At 63.9% G+C, this 18,212-nt stretch carries 22 protein-coding genes and 1 tRNA gene; 3 read left to right on the top strand and 20 right to left on the bottom strand.

The window, feature by feature from the left end:
• Positions 1–423: 423 nt before the first annotated feature.
• The gene (locus QZH52_RS28285; RefSeq protein ID WP_301814159.1) at positions 424–654 is read right to left on the bottom strand and encodes a hypothetical protein; all 231 of its coding nucleotides are present in this window, start codon (positions 652–654) and stop codon (positions 424–426) included.
• A gap of 933 nt (positions 655–1,587) precedes the next feature.
• Here QZH52_RS28285 and QZH52_RS28280 point away from each other — a divergent pair.
• Positions 1,588–2,841, top strand: coding sequence for a hypothetical protein (locus tag QZH52_RS28280; protein WP_301814158.1), 1,254 nt, complete (start codon positions 1,588–1,590; stop codon positions 2,839–2,841).
• Positions 2,842–2,917: 76 nt separating this feature from the next.
• On the opposite strand, the gene QZH52_RS28275 is transcribed toward QZH52_RS28280, so the two are convergent.
• The 10 genes from QZH52_RS28275 to QZH52_RS28230 all read right to left on the bottom strand — a co-directional run bounded on the left by QZH52_RS28275 (position 2,918) and on the right by QZH52_RS28230 (position 9,171).
• Positions 2,918–3,133: a hypothetical protein gene (locus QZH52_RS28275; protein ID WP_301814157.1), complete on the bottom strand. Its 216-nt coding sequence runs from the start codon at positions 3,131–3,133 to the stop codon at positions 2,918–2,920.
• A gap of 131 nt (positions 3,134–3,264) precedes the next feature.
• Positions 3,265–4,020 carry a class I SAM-dependent methyltransferase gene (locus QZH52_RS28270; protein ID WP_301814156.1) on the bottom strand — a complete coding sequence of 252 codons (756 nt, stop codon included), beginning with the start codon at positions 4,018–4,020 and terminating at the stop codon, positions 3,265–3,267.
• 59 nt (positions 4,021–4,079) lie between these two features.
• Positions 4,080–5,705 (bottom strand): ArnT family glycosyltransferase, encoded by a 1,626-nt coding sequence (locus tag QZH52_RS28265; protein WP_301814155.1) that lies wholly within the window; start codon positions 5,703–5,705, stop codon positions 4,080–4,082.
• A gap of 132 nt (positions 5,706–5,837) precedes the next feature.
• Positions 5,838–6,380 (bottom strand): DUF2514 family protein, encoded by a 543-nt coding sequence (locus QZH52_RS28260; protein WP_301814154.1) that lies wholly within the window; start codon positions 6,378–6,380, stop codon positions 5,838–5,840.
• A gap of 239 nt (positions 6,381–6,619) precedes the next feature.
• On the bottom strand, positions 6,620–6,949 hold the full coding sequence (locus QZH52_RS28255; RefSeq protein WP_301814153.1) for a glycoside hydrolase family 19 protein: 330 nt from the start codon (positions 6,947–6,949) through the stop codon (positions 6,620–6,622).
• 366 nt (positions 6,950–7,315) lie between these two features.
• The gene (locus QZH52_RS28250) at positions 7,316–7,459 is read right to left on the bottom strand and encodes a hypothetical protein (RefSeq protein WP_301814152.1); all 144 of its coding nucleotides are present in this window, start codon (positions 7,457–7,459) and stop codon (positions 7,316–7,318) included.
• A 125-nt stretch (positions 7,460–7,584) separates the two neighbouring features.
• Positions 7,585–7,860 carry a hypothetical protein gene (locus QZH52_RS28245; RefSeq protein WP_301814151.1) on the bottom strand — a complete coding sequence of 92 codons (276 nt, stop codon included), beginning with the start codon at positions 7,858–7,860 and terminating at the stop codon, positions 7,585–7,587.
• Positions 7,860–8,132, bottom strand: a complete 273-nt coding sequence (locus QZH52_RS28240; RefSeq protein WP_301814149.1) for a hypothetical protein — start codon at positions 8,130–8,132, stop codon at positions 7,860–7,862. Before QZH52_RS28240 ends, QZH52_RS28245 begins: the two co-directional genes overlap by 1 nt.
• Positions 8,133–8,205: 73 nt before the next feature.
• Positions 8,206–8,589, bottom strand: a complete 384-nt coding sequence (locus QZH52_RS28235) for a hypothetical protein (protein WP_301814148.1) — start codon at positions 8,587–8,589, stop codon at positions 8,206–8,208.
• Positions 8,590–8,772: 183 nt separating this feature from the next.
• Positions 8,773–9,171, bottom strand: a complete 399-nt coding sequence (locus QZH52_RS28230) for a hypothetical protein (protein WP_301814147.1) — start codon at positions 9,169–9,171, stop codon at positions 8,773–8,775.
• Between QZH52_RS28230 and QZH52_RS28225 the strand changes: the two genes are divergently transcribed.
• Together QZH52_RS28225 and QZH52_RS28220 are read left to right on the top strand one after the other, a co-directional pair.
• Positions 9,152–9,304, top strand: coding sequence for a hypothetical protein (locus QZH52_RS28225; RefSeq protein WP_301814146.1), 153 nt, complete (start codon positions 9,152–9,154; stop codon positions 9,302–9,304). The two genes, QZH52_RS28230 and QZH52_RS28225, sit on opposite strands and share 20 nt — an antisense overlap.
• Positions 9,305–9,328: 24 nt before the next feature.
• The gene (locus QZH52_RS28220; RefSeq protein ID WP_301814144.1) at positions 9,329–9,889 is read left to right on the top strand and encodes a tyrosine-type recombinase/integrase; all 561 of its coding nucleotides are present in this window, start codon (positions 9,329–9,331) and stop codon (positions 9,887–9,889) included.
• A 97-nt stretch (positions 9,890–9,986) separates the two neighbouring features.
• On the opposite strand, the gene QZH52_RS28215 is transcribed toward QZH52_RS28220, so the two are convergent.
• The 9 genes from QZH52_RS28215 to thrS form a co-directional block, all read right to left on the bottom strand.
• Positions 9,987–10,063 (bottom strand) — tRNA-Pro (locus QZH52_RS28215).
• Between the two features lie 26 nt (positions 10,064–10,089).
• Positions 10,090–10,563: a MerR family transcriptional regulator gene (locus QZH52_RS28210; protein ID WP_286524348.1), complete on the bottom strand. Its 474-nt coding sequence runs from the start codon at positions 10,561–10,563 to the stop codon at positions 10,090–10,092.
• 63 nt (positions 10,564–10,626) lie between these two features.
• Positions 10,627–10,998, bottom strand: a complete 372-nt coding sequence (locus QZH52_RS28205; protein WP_286507527.1) for an integration host factor subunit alpha — start codon at positions 10,996–10,998, stop codon at positions 10,627–10,629.
• On the bottom strand, positions 10,995–13,427 hold the full coding sequence (pheT, locus tag QZH52_RS28200; protein WP_301814141.1) for a phenylalanine--tRNA ligase subunit beta: 2,433 nt from the start codon (positions 13,425–13,427) through the stop codon (positions 10,995–10,997). Before pheT ends, QZH52_RS28205 begins: the two co-directional genes overlap by 4 nt.
• Before the next feature lie 23 nt (positions 13,428–13,450).
• The gene (pheS, locus tag QZH52_RS28195; RefSeq protein WP_286367343.1) at positions 13,451–14,527 is read right to left on the bottom strand and encodes a phenylalanine--tRNA ligase subunit alpha; all 1,077 of its coding nucleotides are present in this window, start codon (positions 14,525–14,527) and stop codon (positions 13,451–13,453) included.
• Positions 14,528–14,661: 134 nt separating this feature from the next.
• The gene (rplT, locus tag QZH52_RS28190; protein ID WP_012747009.1) at positions 14,662–15,021 is read right to left on the bottom strand and encodes a 50S ribosomal protein L20; all 360 of its coding nucleotides are present in this window, start codon (positions 15,019–15,021) and stop codon (positions 14,662–14,664) included.
• 24 nt (positions 15,022–15,045) lie between these two features.
• Positions 15,046–15,249, bottom strand: a complete 204-nt coding sequence (rpmI, locus tag QZH52_RS28185; RefSeq protein ID WP_028253491.1) for a 50S ribosomal protein L35 — start codon at positions 15,247–15,249, stop codon at positions 15,046–15,048.
• A 151-nt stretch (positions 15,250–15,400) separates the two neighbouring features.
• A complete protein-coding gene (gene infC, locus QZH52_RS28180) occupies positions 15,401–16,024 on the bottom strand; it encodes a translation initiation factor IF-3 (protein WP_286507742.1) in 624 nt (207 codons plus the stop codon).
• 99 nt (positions 16,025–16,123) lie between these two features.
• Entirely contained in the window at positions 16,124–18,031 is a 1,908-nt protein-coding gene (gene thrS / locus QZH52_RS28175; RefSeq protein WP_301814135.1) for a threonine--tRNA ligase, read from the bottom strand.
• Positions 18,032–18,212 lie beyond the last annotated feature (181 nt).

The following is an 18,212-nucleotide window of genomic DNA, read 5'->3' as shown; positions in this document are numbered from 1 at the left end:
CAGACCCTGAGCGATACTGCGCCCACTCGGCTGTCCGCAGTGGCACGCTGAGTACCGTGCAGCTCAGCCTTCTCCGGGCTGTGGACCTACACCACGGAATGGGACACGACCCTGTGGTGCTCTCGCATGGTCTGCCTCCGCCAGGTCGTTCCGCCCGGGATAGCGAACGTCTGAGACCACAGTGTCGCCACCGTGTCGAGCTCGACGTCAGCGGAAGCCGCAAGGCATTGCCGGGCAGCTATCGCTTGAATCGCTCCGGGGGCCCGGCGCCCTTCCGGCATCTCTACGCATTTGCATTTCCGGGGACATTCAGGCCCGGTTCAGGGATAAATTCCACGATGCGTGCTTCCTCCTCCGACCCTTCAGGGTCTTGCCCGCCTCGGCGGGCTTTTTCATGCGCTGGCCCCGAAAAGTGGGTGCCGGCTACCCCACCACCTCTGCGAAGCACGCGGCCCAGAACCAGTTCGTGTTCTTGTGGTGGCGGCTCGACTTCAGCCGATACCGAATGCGCACGCGGCCAATGTCCGGGACGTCGACCTCGCCCTGCATCTCGGCTGCTTGGCCATCGCCCGCCGGCGGGAACCCATCCATGCCGCGGCTGACCAACGGGCCAGGGATCTTGGCCAGGATGCCGTTCGGCTCGTAGAAGGACATGAGGCCTGCATAGCGCGTCAGGACTTGAGCCTGCCCCCTCTCTAGCTTAGCTAAGGGGGTGGCAGGGTCGGGTAGTTGCTGGACAAGGCTTTACCTGCGCGATACGCGAATTCCAGCAAGCCCTGTCAACAGGGCCCGCTGCGCAGCGTTGGTCAGGTAGTAGTCAACGACCTGGAGTCCCTTATGAACAAAATTCGTCTCATTGGAACTTGCATCGCGATCGGTGGCATCGCCATGCTGAGCGGTTGCGTCGCTGTGCCTACGGGCCCCTACTACGGTAGCCCGGCGTATTCCCAGCCTTACTACGTGGAGCCCGGCCAGGCCGTGGTCGGAGCGCCTTCCGTTTACATCAACGGCACGTACTCCCGGGGGCAAGGGTACTACCCCAGACCTTACTACCAGGGGCGCTCCGATCCCTACTATGGTCAGCCGCCCGCTTATGGATCCCGCCGACCTTTCCCGCCGCCTGGCGCACCCAGGCCGCCGGGATTCGGTGGCGAGTCGGGTCCAGGCGGAGCGTTTGATCCCGACCACGGTCCGGGTCGCGGAGCAGATCGTCCTTGACCCGCGGCAAAGCCTGCGATCTATCAGGCTGAAGACCGACGGCTAACCATGCGATGGAGTCCCTCTGGAAACTGGGACTGAGCACCCACGACCTTCCGCATGTGGTGTTGCAAAGGTTCTTCCTAAGCTACTGCCGGCCGCGCTTGAAGGACGGGGCGTGAGATGCTCGGAAGCATGAGATCTCCAATCCAGGCCAGAGAGCCGATCGCGTGGCCGGAGGCGGCTGCCTGTTTCTACCTGATCGCGCCTCTATTCCTCTTCTTTTTCTTGTTCATCAACTCAGCAATCGCAATCCCAGCGTGCTCGCTAATCGCGTGGTCATTGTGGGACCTGAGCCGCCGAACAGCATGGCCAGCGCCCAAAGTCAGCTTGCAGACGCTGGCCCTCGGCCTGCTCGCCGGAGTATGGGTGTTTCTGGGTGGATCGTTCGGCGTCACGGGGCTCAACAGCGATTGGCCTAAGCACTTCGCTGTCCTCAACTTTCTGACGGCGAACAGCAGCCTCTACGCGGGACCGGACGAGATCCTGCGCTACTCAATCGGCTGGTACATCGTGCCCAGCGTGATTGCAAAGGTGACGGGATCCCACTGGCAGGCGGCCCTGGCGGGTATCTGGTCTGCGATCGGCATCTTCGTCTTCTTCCGACTCCTGATAGACCTGGTCGGCGGTGGAAAGCGCGCACTACTAGCACCCGTTGTTTTTGCACTGTTCAGCGGCGCCGACATCATCGGCCAGGCCCTGACCGGCTTTCACCTTGGCCCTCGATGGCACATCGAATGGTGGACGGGCTGGGTCGCCTATGACTCCAGCACGACGTCCTTGTTCTGGGTTCCCCAACACGCCATTGCGGCGTGGCTCATGACAGCGCTACTGCTGCGGCAGATTGAACGCCCCACGATTCTCCCGGAGGTGGCCCTGCTGTTCGCTGCGACGCAGCTGTGGTCTCCTATTGTTGCGCTCGGCCTCGTCCCATTCGCCGGCTACCTGCTCTTCCAGCCTGGCGGTAGTGTCATTCTGAGAAATTGGCGCACTTGGGCGAGCGTCTTCTTCGTCGGGCTGCCGACCGCCCTATATCTCACTGGCGCGTCGCAAGCGCTGCCGGCTTCCCTCCAGTGGAATCGGGCGTGCGGTGACCCATTCCCCTGCTTCACATGGCCTGCATATCCGCGCTTCCTAGCCGTCGAAATCCTGGCCTTCCTGCTGTTGTTGCTCGCATGGAAGCCCGCTCGAACGGGCATGTTCGCAGTCGCAGCGGTCACGCTTCTGTTGATCCCCCTCTATTCGATCGGGTGGGCCAACGACTTCGGTATGCGGGCATCGTTGCCAGCGCTCGCGGTCGTCGCAATCGGGGCCGCTGCACTGGTGATCAAGGCGCCGCCCAAGCTGGCAGGGGCAATGATTGCCGTGCTTGCCATCGGCGTCGCCACGCCGCTGTCGGAGATTGCGCGTGGATTCGTCGACCAGCCAGCCTATGACCCTACGGGCGATTTCACGCCCGTGATACAGCAGGAGGCGAGTGTTCGGCCTCAATACTTTGCGCCACCCCGTGATTGGCTGATGAGAAACTCGGCGCCACCACTGCCCGCGGCTCTAGGCCAGACTGTCACTCAGACACAGAAATGAGAAAAGCCCCAGCGCCGAAGCGGTGGAGGCCGTCGTTCATGGGGGGTGTTCGCCCAGGGCCGGTGCCGGCTATCGCTTAGCGACCTTCCTGCCGGCGCTCGCTCAGCCTTTTCCACAGCCGGTACTGCGCCAACTCTTCGTAAGGGACGTTTTCGAGCTTAGCGATCGTGTACGCACTCTGGATCAGCCCCGCGAGGATGAAATCCAAGTCCTGCCGGGTCAGCGTCACGTTCAGTTCCTGCCGAGGCAGGTCCACCAGACCCGCCACCTTTTCCGCTTGCGCTTCAGCCATTTCCGACTCCCAAAAGGGACGGATCTTAGCCCCGGCGTTTAGCATTCGGAAATGCAGTTCAGCGAACTGACCGTCGGCGCCAGGTGCCGGTTGCTCCGCTGGCGAGGTCGATGCCACGATCCCATGACGTTCTACTTCATCGCATGCGCGACGATATGGGGGAATACCGACGGTTCCTTCAAGTGCTCAAGGTTGAAATGCGAAAGTACCCTGACCACCTTAAAACCCGCGGCGTAGAGCAACTCTGATAGCCCTTTGGCATTGAGCACCCACCAACTGCGCAGATCAGGATCCGATCGCCCGACCATCGCCATGAATGGCAGTTCTCTCATCTCAACGACGTCAAGGAAAGGCGCCGAGACGATGCAAGTGCCGGTGTCGGCGGTGACCGAGAACAGCTTCTCTAACGCGACGATCGGGCTCTTCAAGTGCGATGTGATGGAGCCCGCAAAAACCAAATCGAACTTTTGGCCGCCAAACAGGGCTGGCGAGAGGTCATAAACCGAAGCCGCGACCTTTTTCACCTTGGACTTTCGGACGGAGTGCGCATAGTTGAAAGCGCCTTTGATGAAGTAATCTTCGAAGTCGGGATGCTCCAAGTACTTCGCCATGCTGGCCTTGCGGCCCTCTTCACCGCCCACGAAATCCCAGTCATTGATTGACCGCAGCTCTGTCGCCGTGACATCCGCGCCGCGATCTTCGAACTCAAAGGCAAAATAGCCGCTCGCGCGCCCGACGTCTAGGACCTTCATGCCGGTCATGTCGTCCGGAAAATGGTAGTGCGGGAGGTACTGAGCCATTGCATAGTCGCCATCGGTGATTTGGCCGTTTCCGAGGTCGACGCAGTGATACCAATAGAAATCTGAAGCTGTTTTTTGCTTGGGCATCGCGGGCTTTTTTTACGTTGGTTTTCTGGCGCCCATTGTGGGACACTGGGGATTCGAGACTACGGCCGTGTGCGCCGCAGGACCTTGACTGTACCGCGGTATGGTCCCGCGTCGATCACGGCGATGCTTTCAAATGCGCCACCTCGCTCGACCAAGGCGGTGATGTCCTTTCGAATGCGGGTGCTCAAGGTCCAGTCGAGCGGCATCGTGTTGTCGTCAGAGAACAGGATTGCGATTTGGGATTTCTCCAGCGCCGCCGCCTGCTTTGCCATGTCAGTTTCAAAGTAAAGAACCGGCGCCTCTGGCACAGCTAAGCCGCGGAGTCGGAGTTCGTACTCGAGGCCTTCCCGGTTGACGAATTGCGAAGTGAGAGGGAAGTACAAGTGCTGGTGCCCGAGATCAGGCACCTTTGCGACCGCATCTGCGATCTCCGTGGCGACTCGATTGAGCGCCTCGGCCTGAACGGCGATGACGGCACCCGACATCTGCATGGCCACAGGGCGCCAGGTCAGCGCGGAAACGACCAGCAGCAGGGTGGCGGCCACCAGTGCGGCCGGCCTTCTCATTCTGGACAGGAGGGCAACCGTCGAGGTCGCCACGATCACGATCAGAAAAGCTGGTACGACCAATCCGATGAACACCGTCTTCATGCCCGGCACGGTTACGGCGATGTACGCGGCAAATGCGACCGCGAAGACCGCTAGCGCGCGCCGACGCGATCGAGCCCAAATCGGGGACGAGGCGACCAACAGCGCCGTCGAAAGGAGCAACCACGGGCGCCCTATCGCCGTCGCCCCGCCCGGGCCAGTGAGGTAGTAAAGCGCATGCGCTCGCCGAGAGATATTCAGGGCGAAGACGGAAGCGTTGGTTCCGAGGACTGCCTCTGCCACGTACTCATAGATACTGCGAAAGCCGACAATGTAGTAAGGCAGCGCGAGCAGCATGCCTAGGCCGCCGAACAGGACCACGCGCTTCGAGATGCGCTTGGCATCGACCACCGACCTTGCGAACAGCGCAACGACGGCGATCGCCGCTGTGCCAAATACGAACACCGTGACCGGCGCCAACGTTGGCTTCGCGAGCAGTGCACCCGCGAAAAGTGCTGACGTGGTCAAGCCCGTGGCGCGATCCCCTTCACGCCAACGAGGGTCAGCAACGATCATGAAGGTACCTATCGCAGTGAACAGCGCGCACAGCATGTCAGGGCGGAACTCCACGATCAGCATGCCGAACAGTGGAACGCCGAGGAATGCCGCCGCGAGCACGACAGACACGTCCAAGGACAGCGACCGAACCGCCGTGCCCAAGAACAGCCGGATCATCAAGGTGAGCGGCAGTACATTCATCGCGTCTGCGGCCCACGGATGCCGGCCCAACAAACCAAACCCGAGCATTGCCAGAAGGGTCTGCAACGGCGCATGGGGCGGCACCGTGAAGAGATTCTTCAACGTGGCGGCGAAACCCTCTCGATAAAGGATCTCCAACCTCGCGAGCGCGTCAGTGAAATAGGCGACATCGTCGTAGGTCACCGGTACTGAGAGCACGCCGCTATGCAATGACGACTGGATCTGAAAGGCTGCGAAGAGGCAAGCCAGACAGAACGATAGAAGCCAAAGGGTGCCGGGACGAAGAGCATCTCGCGCCGCGTCGGCGACGGGCGCTCCAACTGTAGTTCTGTTTTCCATCGGTTCCGATTTGCTTCGGCGTGGTTATAGCAGACGGGTCGAGGGAGACGAACTGTATCGCGCGCAGCAAATGAGAAAAGGCCCCCCGGCCGAAGCCGAGGGGCGCAGTAGGCGCGGAATGATGGTCAGGGCTTAGGGAGGGGCTTGCCCTTGGGCAGGCTGTAGTCCGTCGGCGTAGCGCTCGCAGGTGGCCCCAGCAATCCGGAGCGCATCAGCGTATCGCTCGACCTTTCCCGCTCGAGCGTCAGCCCGTTCAAGCAGCCCTGCGAGCACTCCGATGGGATCTCCAGCAGGCTCACCCTGCCCTCGGCCGGCAGCGGCGGGATCCGCGCGCGCTCGATCGGCGGCGGCGCGGAAGGCGGCAAGCTGGCCGGACAGCCGCTCAGCAGCGATATCAGCGCGGCCAGCAGCAGCACGCGCAGCAACAGTTTCGGTTCGAGCATCATCGACGACCTTTCGGGTGTTGTCCTGGTAGCGCTGCTCCTCCGCGCGCTCGGCGCGGGCGGCCAGGCGGGCGGTTTCGGCCGCGGCGGCCCTGTAGTCGGCGAACTCGGACCGCAGTTCGGACAGGTCGGCCTTCCCGCCTGCCACGCGCAGCGTCTGCACGCCGGCGAAGGCCACCACCGCGGCGAAGGCGATGGCCAGCCAGAACTTGGGCGAGAGCAGCAAGGTCATAGGAAGCCCATGTAGACGGCCAGGATCGCCATGCCGACGATGAAACCGACGGCCGTGCCGACCATGATCCAGTAGGTCATAGCGTCCGCCGGCCGGCGCAGAGCCGGCATTGAATGCGGGTTGCCAGCCCGAGGAACGGCCGCAGGCAGTCGCCACACACGTTCCAAGTCGTGGGACGGTCGTAGTCCTCCGGCCAATCTCGCGGCTGGGCGGCGGCCCGGCGCTCTTCGATGTCGAGGTCAGGCGGGATCACGGGACATGGCTCCCTGCACAAGCCGCTTGAGGCGCTGCACGTCGCCCAGGCCGATGACGCCGCCGTTCACGCGCTGGCGGATGTTCGTGGTCTCGCCGAGCATGCTGTCGGGGATCTTGTCTTCCCACCACGCGATGCAGGCATCGAGCGCGAAGCGCGGCTGGCACAGCAGGTCCGGGATACCGACCAGGTCCTGCCCCATCAGGTCGCCGACGCGCTGGTAGTTGGCCAGGCCCGTGATGCCGATCGGACTCCGGCCGCGGTAGGTCCAACCGTCGTCCGAGCGCGAGTTGCCCATCCGGCCGCCGTAGACCATGTTCGCCAGGGTCGGTCTTCGGATTGTTCGCGTAGGGCAGCGCCTCGACGATCGTCCGGAACCGCGACGGCCACACTTGGACGATGCGCGAGGCGCTGTAGTTCAGTTTCTCTTCCATGCGCTGCAAGCCCGCGCTCTCGTGCAGGATCTGGGGCAGCAACTCGACGATGTCTGCGTCACCATTCGAGAAGGTGCCGTCCTTGATCTCGTCGGCGAACACCGGGCCCCAAGCCGAGGCGACTGATCCCAGGCCTCCGCAGGCCAGCAGGATCGCCGTCCATTGCGGCGCCGTGCGGCGCCGTGCGGCGGGTCATGATGGGTCAGCCTTCGTCGGTTCGGCCGTCGGGACCTCGATGCCCTGTGCCTTCAGTCGGAGCACGATGCCGACGACGAAATCCAGCCGGGCGAGATGCCGATGAGGCCCAGGATCGAAGACTTCTGGTCGTCGGTGAGCGCCATCCAGCCCGGCGCGGCCGCGGCGCAGATCAGATTCCACAGGACGCTCAGCATCTTGAGAGAGCTGCGCCACTGGGGGACGAGGGTCTTGTCGAAGAATGCGGTGATGGCGTTATGGGAATCCTTTCAGACAAAGCAAAACCCGCCGAAGCGGGCTGCGGGGTGGTGGTCGAGGCGCCCTATCGAGCAGCCTTCTTGTCGGACTCGAGGTTGTCGATCCGAAACTTCAGGATGGCGAGCTCACCCTGAACGGTGGCGGCTTGGCCGTTGCCCGCCTTGACCGCGATCTTCAGATCCGTCATGTCTTCGCCGAGCTGGCCCAGCTTGAAGTACATCCCGCCGATCAGCAGCGCCAGTGAAAAGGCCACCGTCAGTAGCCAGTTCAGCGGCAACTTCATGTCGATCACGCGCGTGACGCGCGGCAGGTCTCCAGGTTGGGTGTCGATCTGTCTCATCAGCTGTGCACCCCTCGCGGGTCGATGCTGTCGAGCAGGCCCTTGCGGACCTTGAGGGCCAAGCGCTGGCGCCAGCTAGGCGGACCGTTGCTCAGGCGCCAGAGCCGCGCGGACAGCGTCCATTCCTTCCTGGCTGGCCACTCCCAGAAGATCAGCGTGCCGAAGATCAGGTGGAACAGCAGGTCCATCAGCAGGCCCTCGACGAGCGCCGAGAAGCCGAGGACGGTCTGGCCGCGCGTGCGTCGTGGACCATCTTCAGGTTCATGGCGCACACGAAGTTGATCCACAGCTGGCGAGCCGCTACGAGCCCGATCAGCACCAGCCACAAAGGCGAAAGAGCAAGGGTCATGATGGAAGCTTCAAGGTGGGAAGCATTGCGATGAGCTCGGCGGGCGTGGGCTCAGCGGCCTCGCCCGCCTGGACCTGCGCCAACAGCGCGTAGCACTGCTGATAGGTCGCGTCCATCCAGGTCGCGAACGCAACGCCCTCGTCGTGGAACGGACCGGGATAGCCGGCTCGATGCGCGGCGGTGACGATGCTGTCGTAGCCCTTGGCTTTCGCCGCGGCGTTCAGGTGGGCGTCGACAGCCGCGAGATGAACCGCGGCGCGCTCCTCGATCGTGGGACCTGGCGGCTGGTCGGCCTGGTTCGTTTCGGCCCATTCAAGGTAGGCGCGATAGTCCGCGTTCTCGTCGGACAGCGGGATAGATGCACCATCGGCCTGGCGCAAGATGAACGTCGGGTAGATCGTTTACATCAGATCTCCGCATCGAAGGCAATGGAGCCACCAGACCCATTGCCTGCGTACAGCAGGCTGGCATTTCCAGCCGCCAGCCCGGATGCGACGTTGATCTGCACCAATGCGCTGTCGCTTGAGATGCCAAGGATGGACGAACCCGTAGGGGCAATCAGACTACCTGCCCCGTTGGTGGGGAAGAGGTTGCCCGAACTCAATGTTGGAGAGCCCCGCATCGTCACCGGGAACTGGATGAAGAACGCGGCGCTGGTCCCGCTGAACGCCAAGCCCGTCGCGACAAGCCCCCTGCCCAGCGTTCGTGTTGCGGTAGTAGTAGCGACGGCCGAGCATCAGCTCGAGCGTCGGATGGCGCTGCTCGAACGGCGTCGCGACCGAACCCAACTCGAACTGCACCTTCGACACGGCGCCTACGAACTTGACGGTGACGTTGGCGGCAGCCGTGAGCGAGGCCGTCTGCGCGCCGTTGGCGATTGCCGTGCCGTTCACAGACGCAGTTCCCGCGCCGACCCAGGACAGCGTGTAGACACCGCCCTCGATGTTGCTGCCCTCGATCACCTGCTCGCACCTGCACGACAACAAGGGCCGGGCGGCGTCTGCCGACAAGGACATCCAGCTGCTGTCGCGCATGTTTCGCCTGGCGCGCGTGCGCTGGGGCCTGACCACCTTCAACCCCTGCGAGGCCATCTAGTACCTGCCGGAAGGGCCGCGCACGATGGACGTGAGCAACAAGCGCTACGCCGACATCTACGCTGCCGCCAGCCAGGTCCTCCAGTGCATGCTGGAGATCTCGACCCAGACGGGCGCCCGCGAGGGGATGATCTTCGACATCCGGATCGGCGACTTCGACCAGGACCAGATCGAGCTGCGCGTCACGAAGAAGCGCAACGAGAAGGGCCATACGGCCAAGAGCTACACGATGACGCTCGACCTCTGGCGGGCCCTCGGCCGGGCGCTCGAGCTGCGCAAGAAGCGCCGGGGCGGCGCCGCCAGCCTGCCGAGCGACTACCTGTTCATCACGAAGAACGGCAAGCCCTACGGGAAAGCGTCGTTCAAGAGCCTCTGGCGCGTGGTGCGCACGAAGCTGAAGCTGGAGGCCCGCGAGATCACCTTCCACGACATGCGCGCCAAGGCCGGCTCGGATTCGGTGTCCGACGTGGCCGCGCACGAGCTGCTGCACCACGAAGACGTGAAGGTCACGAAGCGGGTGTACCGCCGCAAAGTGCCCTCTTCCACCCCTTTGCCGTCTGCAATTGGGGGGCGCGGGAAGGGCTGATTCGGGTCGGGTTTGTCACGGACCCCCGAATTTGTCACGGACAAAGAGAAACGGGTCACGCCTTGTGAGCGTAACCCGTTGATCTATCTAACGATTTTGGTCGGTGTGAAAGGATTCGAACCTTCGACCCCTTGCACCCCATGCAAGTGCGCTACCAGGCTGCGCCACACACCGAAGCTCTCGATTATAGCCGCCTGAATTCAGTGACTCGCGCCGAGCAGCTCACGAATTTCAGTCAGTTCGCGCCGCAAGTAGAGCAATTGCGACAGATCGATGGTGCGACCCGGTGCTTCGACGCCCTCGGGCGGCGGCTCGATGCCATCTTGCACCGCGGCGTCGAACTCCTCCTGGTCGATCTCGATCGCCTCCATGCCCTCGAGCGGAATCTCGCCGGCGCGGCGCCGGTCACGCTCGGTCTGGACCAGTTCCTGCAGCTTGTTGCGCGCCCCGCTGATCGTGAAGCCCTGGTCGTAGAGCAGGTCGCGGATGCGACGGATCATCAGCACCTCGTGGTGCTGGTAGTAGCGCCGGTTGCCGCGCCGCTTCATCGGGCGAAGCTGCGTGAACTCCTGCTCCCAGTAGCGCAGCACATGCGGTTTGACACCGCACAACTCGCCCACCTCACCGATCGTGAAGTAGCGTTTGACGGGGATCGGCGGGAGTGTTTTCTCCATTGAAATCAAGACAGTGCGAGCGAAACCTCATAGGTTACTCCACCGGCGCACGGAGCACCAATGTTATTCGGCGCCGACGCTCCATTCCACCTCTTGCGGCGCCGCGGCGTCGATGCTTCCGTGGATTTGTTCCTTCAGCTTGGCGCTCGCGTGGAAGGTCGCGACGCGCCGCTCGCCGATCGGAATGGCCTCGCCGGTGCGCGGATTGCGCCCCGGCCGCGGCGCCTTGACCCGGATCTGGAAATTGCCGAAGCCCGAGATCTTGACGTCGGTGCCTTCGATCAGGCTGCCGGCGATCAGGTCGAAGAAGGCTTCCACCATGTCCTTGGACTCGCGCTTGTTCAAGCCGATCTGCTCGAACAGCAGGTCGGCCAGGTGCGCCTTGGTCAATGCCGGCGTTTCGAGGGCTTCGAGCGTGAAATCCATGGCGTTCATACCCGCAGTCGGGCGCCGATGCGGGCGCCGAGTTGATCGATGATCTTGCGCACCGCCGCCTCGACCTGCTCGTCGGTCAGCGCACTGTCGCTGTTGAAGCCGAGGCGCACGGCCATGCTCTTCTCGCCGGCCGCCAGGCCCCCGGCTGCCACCGCGCCGTCGCGGCCGACCGTCGGGCGGTAGATGTCGAACAGCGCGAGATCACGCAGCAGGCTGGCATCGGAAGCAGCGCGGATGGCACCCATCAGCGCGTCGTGCGTGACCGACTCGGCAACCACCAGCGCGAGGTCGCGTTCGACCGGCTGCAGCTTGGGCACCGGCTGGGCCAGCGGCAGCGGCCGCGCCGTGACCGCATCGAGTTCCAGTTCGAACAGGATCGGCACCTGCGCGAAGTCCCATTTCTGGCGCCAGCGCGGATGCAGTTCACCGACGACGCCGATGGCGCGGCCATCGAGCAGCACACGCGCCGCGCGTCCGGGATGCAGCGCCGGATGTTCGACCGGCTCGAAGTCCGGCACGCGCGGGGCCAGCAGGGCCTCGACGTCTCCCTTGATGTCGAAGAAATCGACCCGTTCGGCCTTGCCTTCCCAGCGACCCTCGGCGGCATCGCCCCAGGCCAGGCCGGCCACCCGCATCGGCTGGTGGATGCCCTTGACAGTGCTGTCGGTGGTGACGACCGAGGCGTCGCGCAGGAACACCCGGCCGAGCTCGAACACGCGCACCTGGGTCGCCCTGCGATCGAGGTTGAACTTGAGCACCTGCAGCAAAGAACCGAGCAGCGACGAGCGCATCACGCTCATCTGGCTGGCGATCGGATTCAGCAGCTTGATCGGGTCGGCGTTGCCCGCCAGATCCTGCTCCCAGTGCGCCTCGACGAAACTGAAGTTGATGGTCTCCTGGTAGCCCAGGTCGGCCAGCCGATGGCGCACCTCATAGCGGCCGCGCTCGGCCTCGGGCCGCACCCGCGCGGTGATCGGCGCCAGCGGCGGCGTCGTCGGCAGGTTCTGGTAGCCCACCAGGCGCGCGACTTCCTCGATCAGGTCTTCCTCGATCAGCAGGTCGAAACGGTGCGGCGGCGGCGTCACGATCAGCGTGCCGTCGCCCTGCTCCACCGGCAGCGACAGGCGGTGCAGGGCATCGGCGCATTCGGCCTGCGTGAGCGGCATGCCGATCACGCGCGCCGCGCGGGAAACGCGCAAGGTCACGGGCTTCGCCTCGGGCAGCCGCAGGGTCTGGTCGTCCATCGCACCGGCTTGGCCGCCGCAGATCTCGACCACCAGTCGCGTGATGCGCTCGATGATCTCGACGGTGCGGCTCGGATCGACGCCGCGCTCGTAGCGATGCCCGGCATCGGTCGAGAAGTTGAAGCGGCGCGAACGGCCCTGGATGCTCTCGGGCCACCAGAAGGCAGCCTCGATGTAGATGTTGCGGGTGTCGTCGGACACCGCCGTGGCGTCGCCGCCCATGATGCCGGCCAGCGACTCGACCTCGCGCTCGTCGGCGATCACGCCGACCTTGTCGTCGACCGTGACCGTGTTGCCGTTCAGCAGCTTGAGCTGTTCGCCGGCCTTGCCCCAGCGCACCGTGAGGCCGCCGTGGATCTTGTCGAGGTCGAAAATGTGGCTGGGCTGGCCGTACTCGAACATCACGTAGTTCGAGATGTCGACCAGCGGCGTCACGCTGCGCTGGCCGCAGCGGGCCAGCCGGTCGACCATCCAGGCCGGCGTCGCGACCTTGGTGTCGACGCCGCGCACGATGCGGCCCGAGAAACGGCCGCAGAGATCAGGCGCTTCGACCTTGACGGGCAGCTTGTCGGCGAAGGCCGTCGTCACCGGCGCGATCGCCGGCTTCCTGAGCGGTGCGCCGGTCAGCGCGGCCAGTTCGCGCGCGATGCCGTAGACGCTCAGGCCATGCGCCAGGTTCGGTGTCAGCTTGAGGGTCAGCAGCGCATCGTCGAGCTTCAGGACCTCGCGGATGTCGGCCCCGACCGGCGCATCGGCTTCGAGTTCGAGCAGGCCGCCGTGGTCCTCGCTGAGCTGGAGCTCGCGCGCCGAGCACAGCATGCCCTGGCTCTCGACGCCGCGCAGCTTGCCGAGCTTGATCAGGAAGGGCTTTCCGTCCTCTCCCGGCGGCAGTTCGGCACCGACCAGCGCCAGCGGCACCTTGATGCCGACGCGCGCATTCGGCGCGCCGCAGACGATGTTGAGCAAGGCGCCCTGCCCGGCATCGACCTGGCACACGCGCAGGCGATCGGCGTTCGGGTGCTGGACGGCTTCCTTGATCTCGCCGACCACGATCTTGCTGAACGGCGGCGCCACCGGCCGGCGCTCCTCGACCTCGAATCCGCCCATCGTGAGCGTCTCGGCCAGGGCTTCGCTGCTGAGCTGCGGGTCGCAGAATTCGCGCAGCCAGGACTCGGGGAATTGCATCTCGTCGTACTCGTTCTAGTCGTTTATTGGAATTGGCTCAGGAAGCGCAGGTCGCCGTCGAAGAACAGGCGCAGGTCGTTGACCCCGTAGCGCAGCATCGTGAGCCGGTCCGGCCCCATCCCGAAGGCGAAGCCGATGTAGCGCTCGGGGTCCAGCCCCATGTTACGCACCACGTTCGGATGCACCTGGCCCGAACCCGCGACCTCGAGCCAGCGGCCGGCCAGCGGACCGCTCTGGAACTGGATGTCGATCTCGGCGCTCGGCTCGGTGAAGGGGAAGAAGCTCGGACGGAAGCGCAGCACCAGGTCGTCGCTCTCGAAGAAGGTGCGGCAGAAGTCGGTGAACACGACCTTCAGGTCCTTGAAGCTCACGTTCTCGCCCAGCCACAGGCCTTCGCACTGGTGGAACATCGGCGAGTGCGTGGCGTCGCTGTCGACGCGGTAGGTGCGGCCCGGCGCGATTACGCGGATTTCGGGCGCCTTGACCGTGCCGGTGGTGTCGGCGGCCGCGGCCTCGAATTGCGCGGCGTACTTCTTGACATGCTGGTTCGCATAGCGCACCTGCATCGGGCTGGTGTGCGGACGCAGGTTGTAGGGCACGCCGTCCTCGCCGTCGATGTCGACGTAGAAGGTGTCCTGCATGGAGCGCGCCGGATGGTTCGGCGGGTTGTTGAGCGAGGTGAAGCTGTGCCAGTCGCTCTCGACCTCGGGGCCGTCGGCGACATCGAAACCCATGCTCGAGAAGATCGCCTCGATGCGCTCCATCGTGCGGCTCACCGGATGCAGACCGCCGGCCACGCGGCGGCGGCCCGGCAGCGTGACGTCGAGCGCCTCGGCCCGCAGCTGCACCGCGAGCTCGTCGTCGGCCAGCTGCTGGCGGCGCTCGGTGAGCGCGGCCTCGATCGCCTGCTTGGCGACATTGATCTGGGCGCCGCGCGACTTCTTCTCTTCGACGCTGAGTGCCGCCATGCCTTTCATCAGCTCTGTGATGCGGCCGGACTTGCCGAGGAACTGCGCCTTCGCGTTCTCGAGTTCGGCCGGGGCCTTGGCTTCGGCGAAGGCGGCGCGGGCGGTGTCGACCAGGGAGTCCAACTCGTTCATGGAGAAATTCTTCGAGATCAATAAAGAAATGCGAGGGCTGCCGCGGGATGAAAAAAGGGCTGGAGCCCTTTCAAGCGCCAGCCCTTGACGTGGGCGCAAATCGCCGTCCGGAGACGGCGCTCTGCTGTGCAGGATCAAGCAGCCAGCTTGGCCTTGACCTGCTCCACGATGCCGGCAAAAGCGGCCTTGTCGTGCACAGCGATATCGGCCAGCATCTTGCGGTCGATCTCGATGCCCGCCTTGCGGATGCCGTTGGCGAACTGGCTGTAGGTCAGGCCCAGTTCACGGGAGGCGGCGTTGATACGCGCGATCCACAGTTGACGGAACACGCGCTTCTTGGTGCGGCGGTCACGGTAGGCGTATTGGCCTGCCTTCATCACCGCCTGCTTGGCGATGCGGAAGACATTGCCGCGGCGACCGCGGAAACCCTTGGCGAGTGCGAGAACCTTCTTGTGGCGGGCGCGAGCCGTTACACCACGTTTGACGCGAGGCATGTGTGTACTCCTTGTTCGTCTGGATTAAATGCCGCTACCGGGCAACATGGCGGCCATCGAAACCATGTTGGTCTCGTGAACTGCCGTGGCACCGCGCAGGTGGCGCTTGTTCTTGGTGGTCTTCTTGGTCAGGATGTGACGCTTGAAGGCTTGACCGCGCTTGACGGTGCCACCGGGACGAACGCGGAAACGTTTTTTCGCGCTGCTCTTGGTCTTCATTTTGGGCATGTGAATGCTCCTTTAGTTTGTGCTCGTGAGGCGCCGCGGAAACTCCGCGGGCTTGTTGGCCCCGAGACACTTCTTCATCCCGCCGCCGCCTTCACCCGAAGGCAAAGGCCACAGCGAAATCCCTGTAACAACTTGCCGGCTGATGCCGGACTCAGGCAGCCGCGGGCGCCGCCGTCGGCGCTGCCGCCGCATCGGCAGCCGGCTTGGCCGCCCCACCCGCCTTCTTGCGGCCCGGCGCGATCATCATGATCATCTGCCGGCCCTCGAGCTTCGGAAACTGCTCGACGACGATCAGGTCGGCGAGTTCGTCCCGAATGCGCTGCAACAGCGCCAGGCCGAGTTCCTGGTGGGTGATTTCACGACCGCGGAACCGCAGCGTGATCTTGCACTTGTCACCATCCTCAAGAAAGCGCCGGATGTTGCGCATCTTGATGTTGTAGTCACCATCGTCGGTACCGGGCCGGAACTTGATTTCCTTGACCTCGATGACCTTCTGCTTCGACTTCGCCTCGGCCGCCTTCTTCTGCTCGTGGTACTTGAACTTGCCGTACTCGATCAGGCGGCAGACGGGCGGATTGGCCGCCGCGACGACTTCGACCAGGTCGACGTCTTGTTCACCAGCCAGGCGCAAGGCCTCGGCGAGACTCACTACACCCAATGGCTCGTTCTCGGGCCCGATCAGGCGGACTTCCGGGGCCATGATTTCCCGGTTCAGGCGGTGTTGGCGTTCCTCGCGGTGGCGGCGGTCGCGGAATGCAGTAGCGATGGTCAGAATCCTTAAAACAATATGCTACAAAAAAATGTAGCGATTGCCTTCAAAGTCCGCGCCCACAAGCCCCCTGATCAAAAAATCAGCCCTTGAACTCGTTCAAATTCAAAGCTTGTGTTGGATGTCGTGGGCGATCTTTTGGGAGAACGCTTCCACCGACATGGCACCGAGGTCAAGATTGCCCCGGGCGCGCACTGCGACGGCACCTGCTTCCTTTTCCTTGTCGCCTACGACGAGGATGTAAGGCAGCTTTTGCAACGAATGCTTCCGTATTTTATACGTAATCTTCTCGTTGTGCAGGTCGAGCGCCACCCTAAGCCCTTGATTCTGCAGCGTTTTGGCAACTTCCCCAGCGTAATCGGCCTGGTTTTCGCTGATGTTGAGCACCGCGACCTGCACCGGAGCGAGCCAGGCAGGCAGTGCGCCGGCATGGTGTTCGATCAGCATCCCGATGAAGCGCTCGAGGCTGCCGACGATCGCGCGGTGCAGCATCACCGGGTGGGCGCGGCCGCTGGATTCCGTGACGTACTCGGCGCCCAGGCGCTCGGCCATGTTGAAGTCGACCTGCATCGTGCCGCACTGCCAGTGGCGGCCGATCGCGTCGCGCAGCGTGTATTCGATCTTGGGGCCGTAGAAGGCGCCCTCGCCCGGCGAGATGACGAACTCCACGCCCGAGCGCCGCAACGCCTCCATCAGCGCGTTCTCGGCCTTGTCCCACAGCTCGTCGGAGCCGATGCGGTTGTCGGGCCGCGTCGCGACCTTGTAGAGGATGTCCGTGAAGCCGAAATCGGCATACACCTTGAGCAGCTGCGCCGTGTAGGCCACGCATTCCTCGAGGATCTGGTCTTCCGTGCAGAACACGTGGCCATCGTCCTGCGTGAAGCCGCGCACCCGCATGATGCCGTGCAGGCCGCCGGATGGCTCGTTGCGGTGGCACTGGCCGAACTCGCCGTAGCGCAGCGGCAGGTCGCGGTAGCTGCGCAGGTCCGACTTGAAGATCAGCACGTGGCCCGGGCAGTTCATCGGCTTCAGGGCGTAGTCGCGCTTCTCGGACTCCGTCGTGAACATGTTCTCGCGGTAGTTCTGCCAGTGGCCCGTCTTCTCCCACAGGCTCCTGTCGAGGATCTGCGGACCCTTGACCTCCTGGTAGCCCGTCTCGCGGTAGATCTTGCGCATGTACTGCTCGACCTGCTGCCAGATCGACCAGCCCTTCGGGTGCCAGAACACCAGGCCCGGCGCGGCCTCGTCGATGTGGAACAGGTCGAGTTCCTTGCCGAGCCGGCGGTGGTCGCGCTTCTCGGCTTCCTCGATCCGCTTGATGTAGTCGTCGAGCTGCTTCTTGTCGGCCCAGGCCGTGCCGTAGATGCGCTGCAGCTGCTCGTTCTTGGCGTCGCCGCGCCAGTAGGCGCCGGCCAGCTTCGTGAGCTTGAAGACCTTCAGGAAGCGCGTGTTCGGCACGTGCGGGCCGCGGCACATGTCGACATATTCCTGGTGGTAGTAGAGGCCCATCGCCTGCTCGTCGGGCATGTCCTCGACAAGGCGCAGCTTGTAGTCCTCGCCGCGGGACTTGAAGACGTCGATCACCTCGTCCCGCGGCGTCATCTTCTTGACCACGTCGTAGTCCTGCGCGATCAGCTCGCGCATCCGCTTCTCGATGGCCTCCATGTCCTCGGGCGTGAAGGGGCGCTCGTACGAGATGTCGTAGTAGAAGCCTTCGTCGATCACCGGGCCGATCACCATCTTGGCCGTCGGGTAGAGCTGCTTCACCGCGTGGCCGACCAGGTGGGCCGTCGAGTGGCGAATGATCTCGAGGCCCTCGTCGTCCTTGGGCGTGATGATCTGCAGCTTCGCCGAGTGGTCGATGATGTCGCTGGCGTCGACCAGCCGGCCGTCGACCTTGCCGGCGACCGTCATCTTGGCCAGCCCGGGACCGATCGATTTGGCAACGTCGGCCACCGAAACCGGGCCGGGGAACTCGCGCTGCGAGTTGTCGGGAAGCGTGATCTGGATCATTGGAAAACCTCGTCGAGAAAAACAAAAAAGCGCGGTACGAGACCGCGCTTTGCTCTGGTTGATGGGCCGGGGATTTCCGGCGCGCGCGGCCTACCGGCCTTTTCCTTCGGGGAAAAGACCGCTCGTTGCGTGCGGTGTAGTTCGCGGTGTCATAACCAGGGTGCCTTTCTCGCTCTTGTGG

The organism is Variovorax ginsengisoli, assembly GCF_030486595.1.
GTDB lineage: Bacteria > Pseudomonadota > Gammaproteobacteria > Burkholderiales > Burkholderiaceae_C > Variovorax > Variovorax ginsengisoli_B.
Note: the sequence above shows the minus strand (reverse complement) of the source record. Positions and strands in the feature narration are given on the sequence as shown.

Coding starts and splice junctions, on each gene's coding strand:
- QZH52_RS28285 (WP_301814159.1), bottom strand. CDS start 654: ATGTCCTTCTACGAGCCGAACGGCATCCTGGCCAAGATCCCTGGCCCG.
- QZH52_RS28275 (WP_301814157.1), bottom strand. CDS start 3,133: ATGGCTGAAGCGCAAGCGGAAAAGGTGGCGGGTCTGGTGGACCTGCCT.
- QZH52_RS28270 (WP_301814156.1), bottom strand. CDS start 4,020: ATGCCCAAGCAAAAAACAGCTTCAGATTTCTATTGGTATCACTGCGTC.
- QZH52_RS28265 (WP_301814155.1), bottom strand. CDS start 5,705: ATGGAAAACAGAACTACAGTTGGAGCGCCCGTCGCCGACGCGGCGCGA.
- QZH52_RS28260 (WP_301814154.1), bottom strand. CDS start 6,380: ATGACCTTGCTGCTCTCGCCCAAGTTCTGGCTGGCCATCGCCTTCGCC.
- QZH52_RS28255 (WP_301814153.1), bottom strand. CDS start 6,949: ATGGTCTACGGCGGCCGGATGGGCAACTCGCGCTCGGACGACGGTTGG.
- QZH52_RS28250 (WP_301814152.1), bottom strand. CDS start 7,459: ATGCTGAGCGTCCTGTGGAATCTGATCTGCGCCGCGGCCGCGCCGGGC.
- QZH52_RS28245 (WP_301814151.1), bottom strand. CDS start 7,860: ATGAGACAGATCGACACCCAACCTGGAGACCTGCCGCGCGTCACGCGC.
- QZH52_RS28225 (WP_301814146.1), top strand. CDS start 9,152: ATGTTGCTGCCCTCGATCACCTGCTCGCACCTGCACGACAACAAGGGC.
- QZH52_RS28220 (WP_301814144.1), top strand. CDS start 9,329: ATGGACGTGAGCAACAAGCGCTACGCCGACATCTACGCTGCCGCCAGC.
- QZH52_RS28210 (WP_286524348.1), bottom strand. CDS start 10,563: ATGGAGAAAACACTCCCGCCGATCCCCGTCAAACGCTACTTCACGATC.
- QZH52_RS28205 (WP_286507527.1), bottom strand. CDS start 10,998: ATGAACGCCATGGATTTCACGCTCGAAGCCCTCGAAACGCCGGCATTG.
- pheT (WP_301814141.1), bottom strand. CDS start 13,427: ATGCAATTCCCCGAGTCCTGGCTGCGCGAATTCTGCGACCCGCAGCTC.
- pheS (WP_286367343.1), bottom strand. CDS start 14,527: ATGAACGAGTTGGACTCCCTGGTCGACACCGCCCGCGCCGCCTTCGCC.
- rplT (WP_012747009.1), bottom strand. CDS start 15,021: ATGCCTCGCGTCAAACGTGGTGTAACGGCTCGCGCCCGCCACAAGAAG.
- rpmI (WP_028253491.1), bottom strand. CDS start 15,249: ATGCCCAAAATGAAGACCAAGAGCAGCGCGAAAAAACGTTTCCGCGTT.
- thrS (WP_301814135.1), bottom strand. CDS start 18,031: ATGATCCAGATCACGCTTCCCGACAACTCGCAGCGCGAGTTCCCCGGC.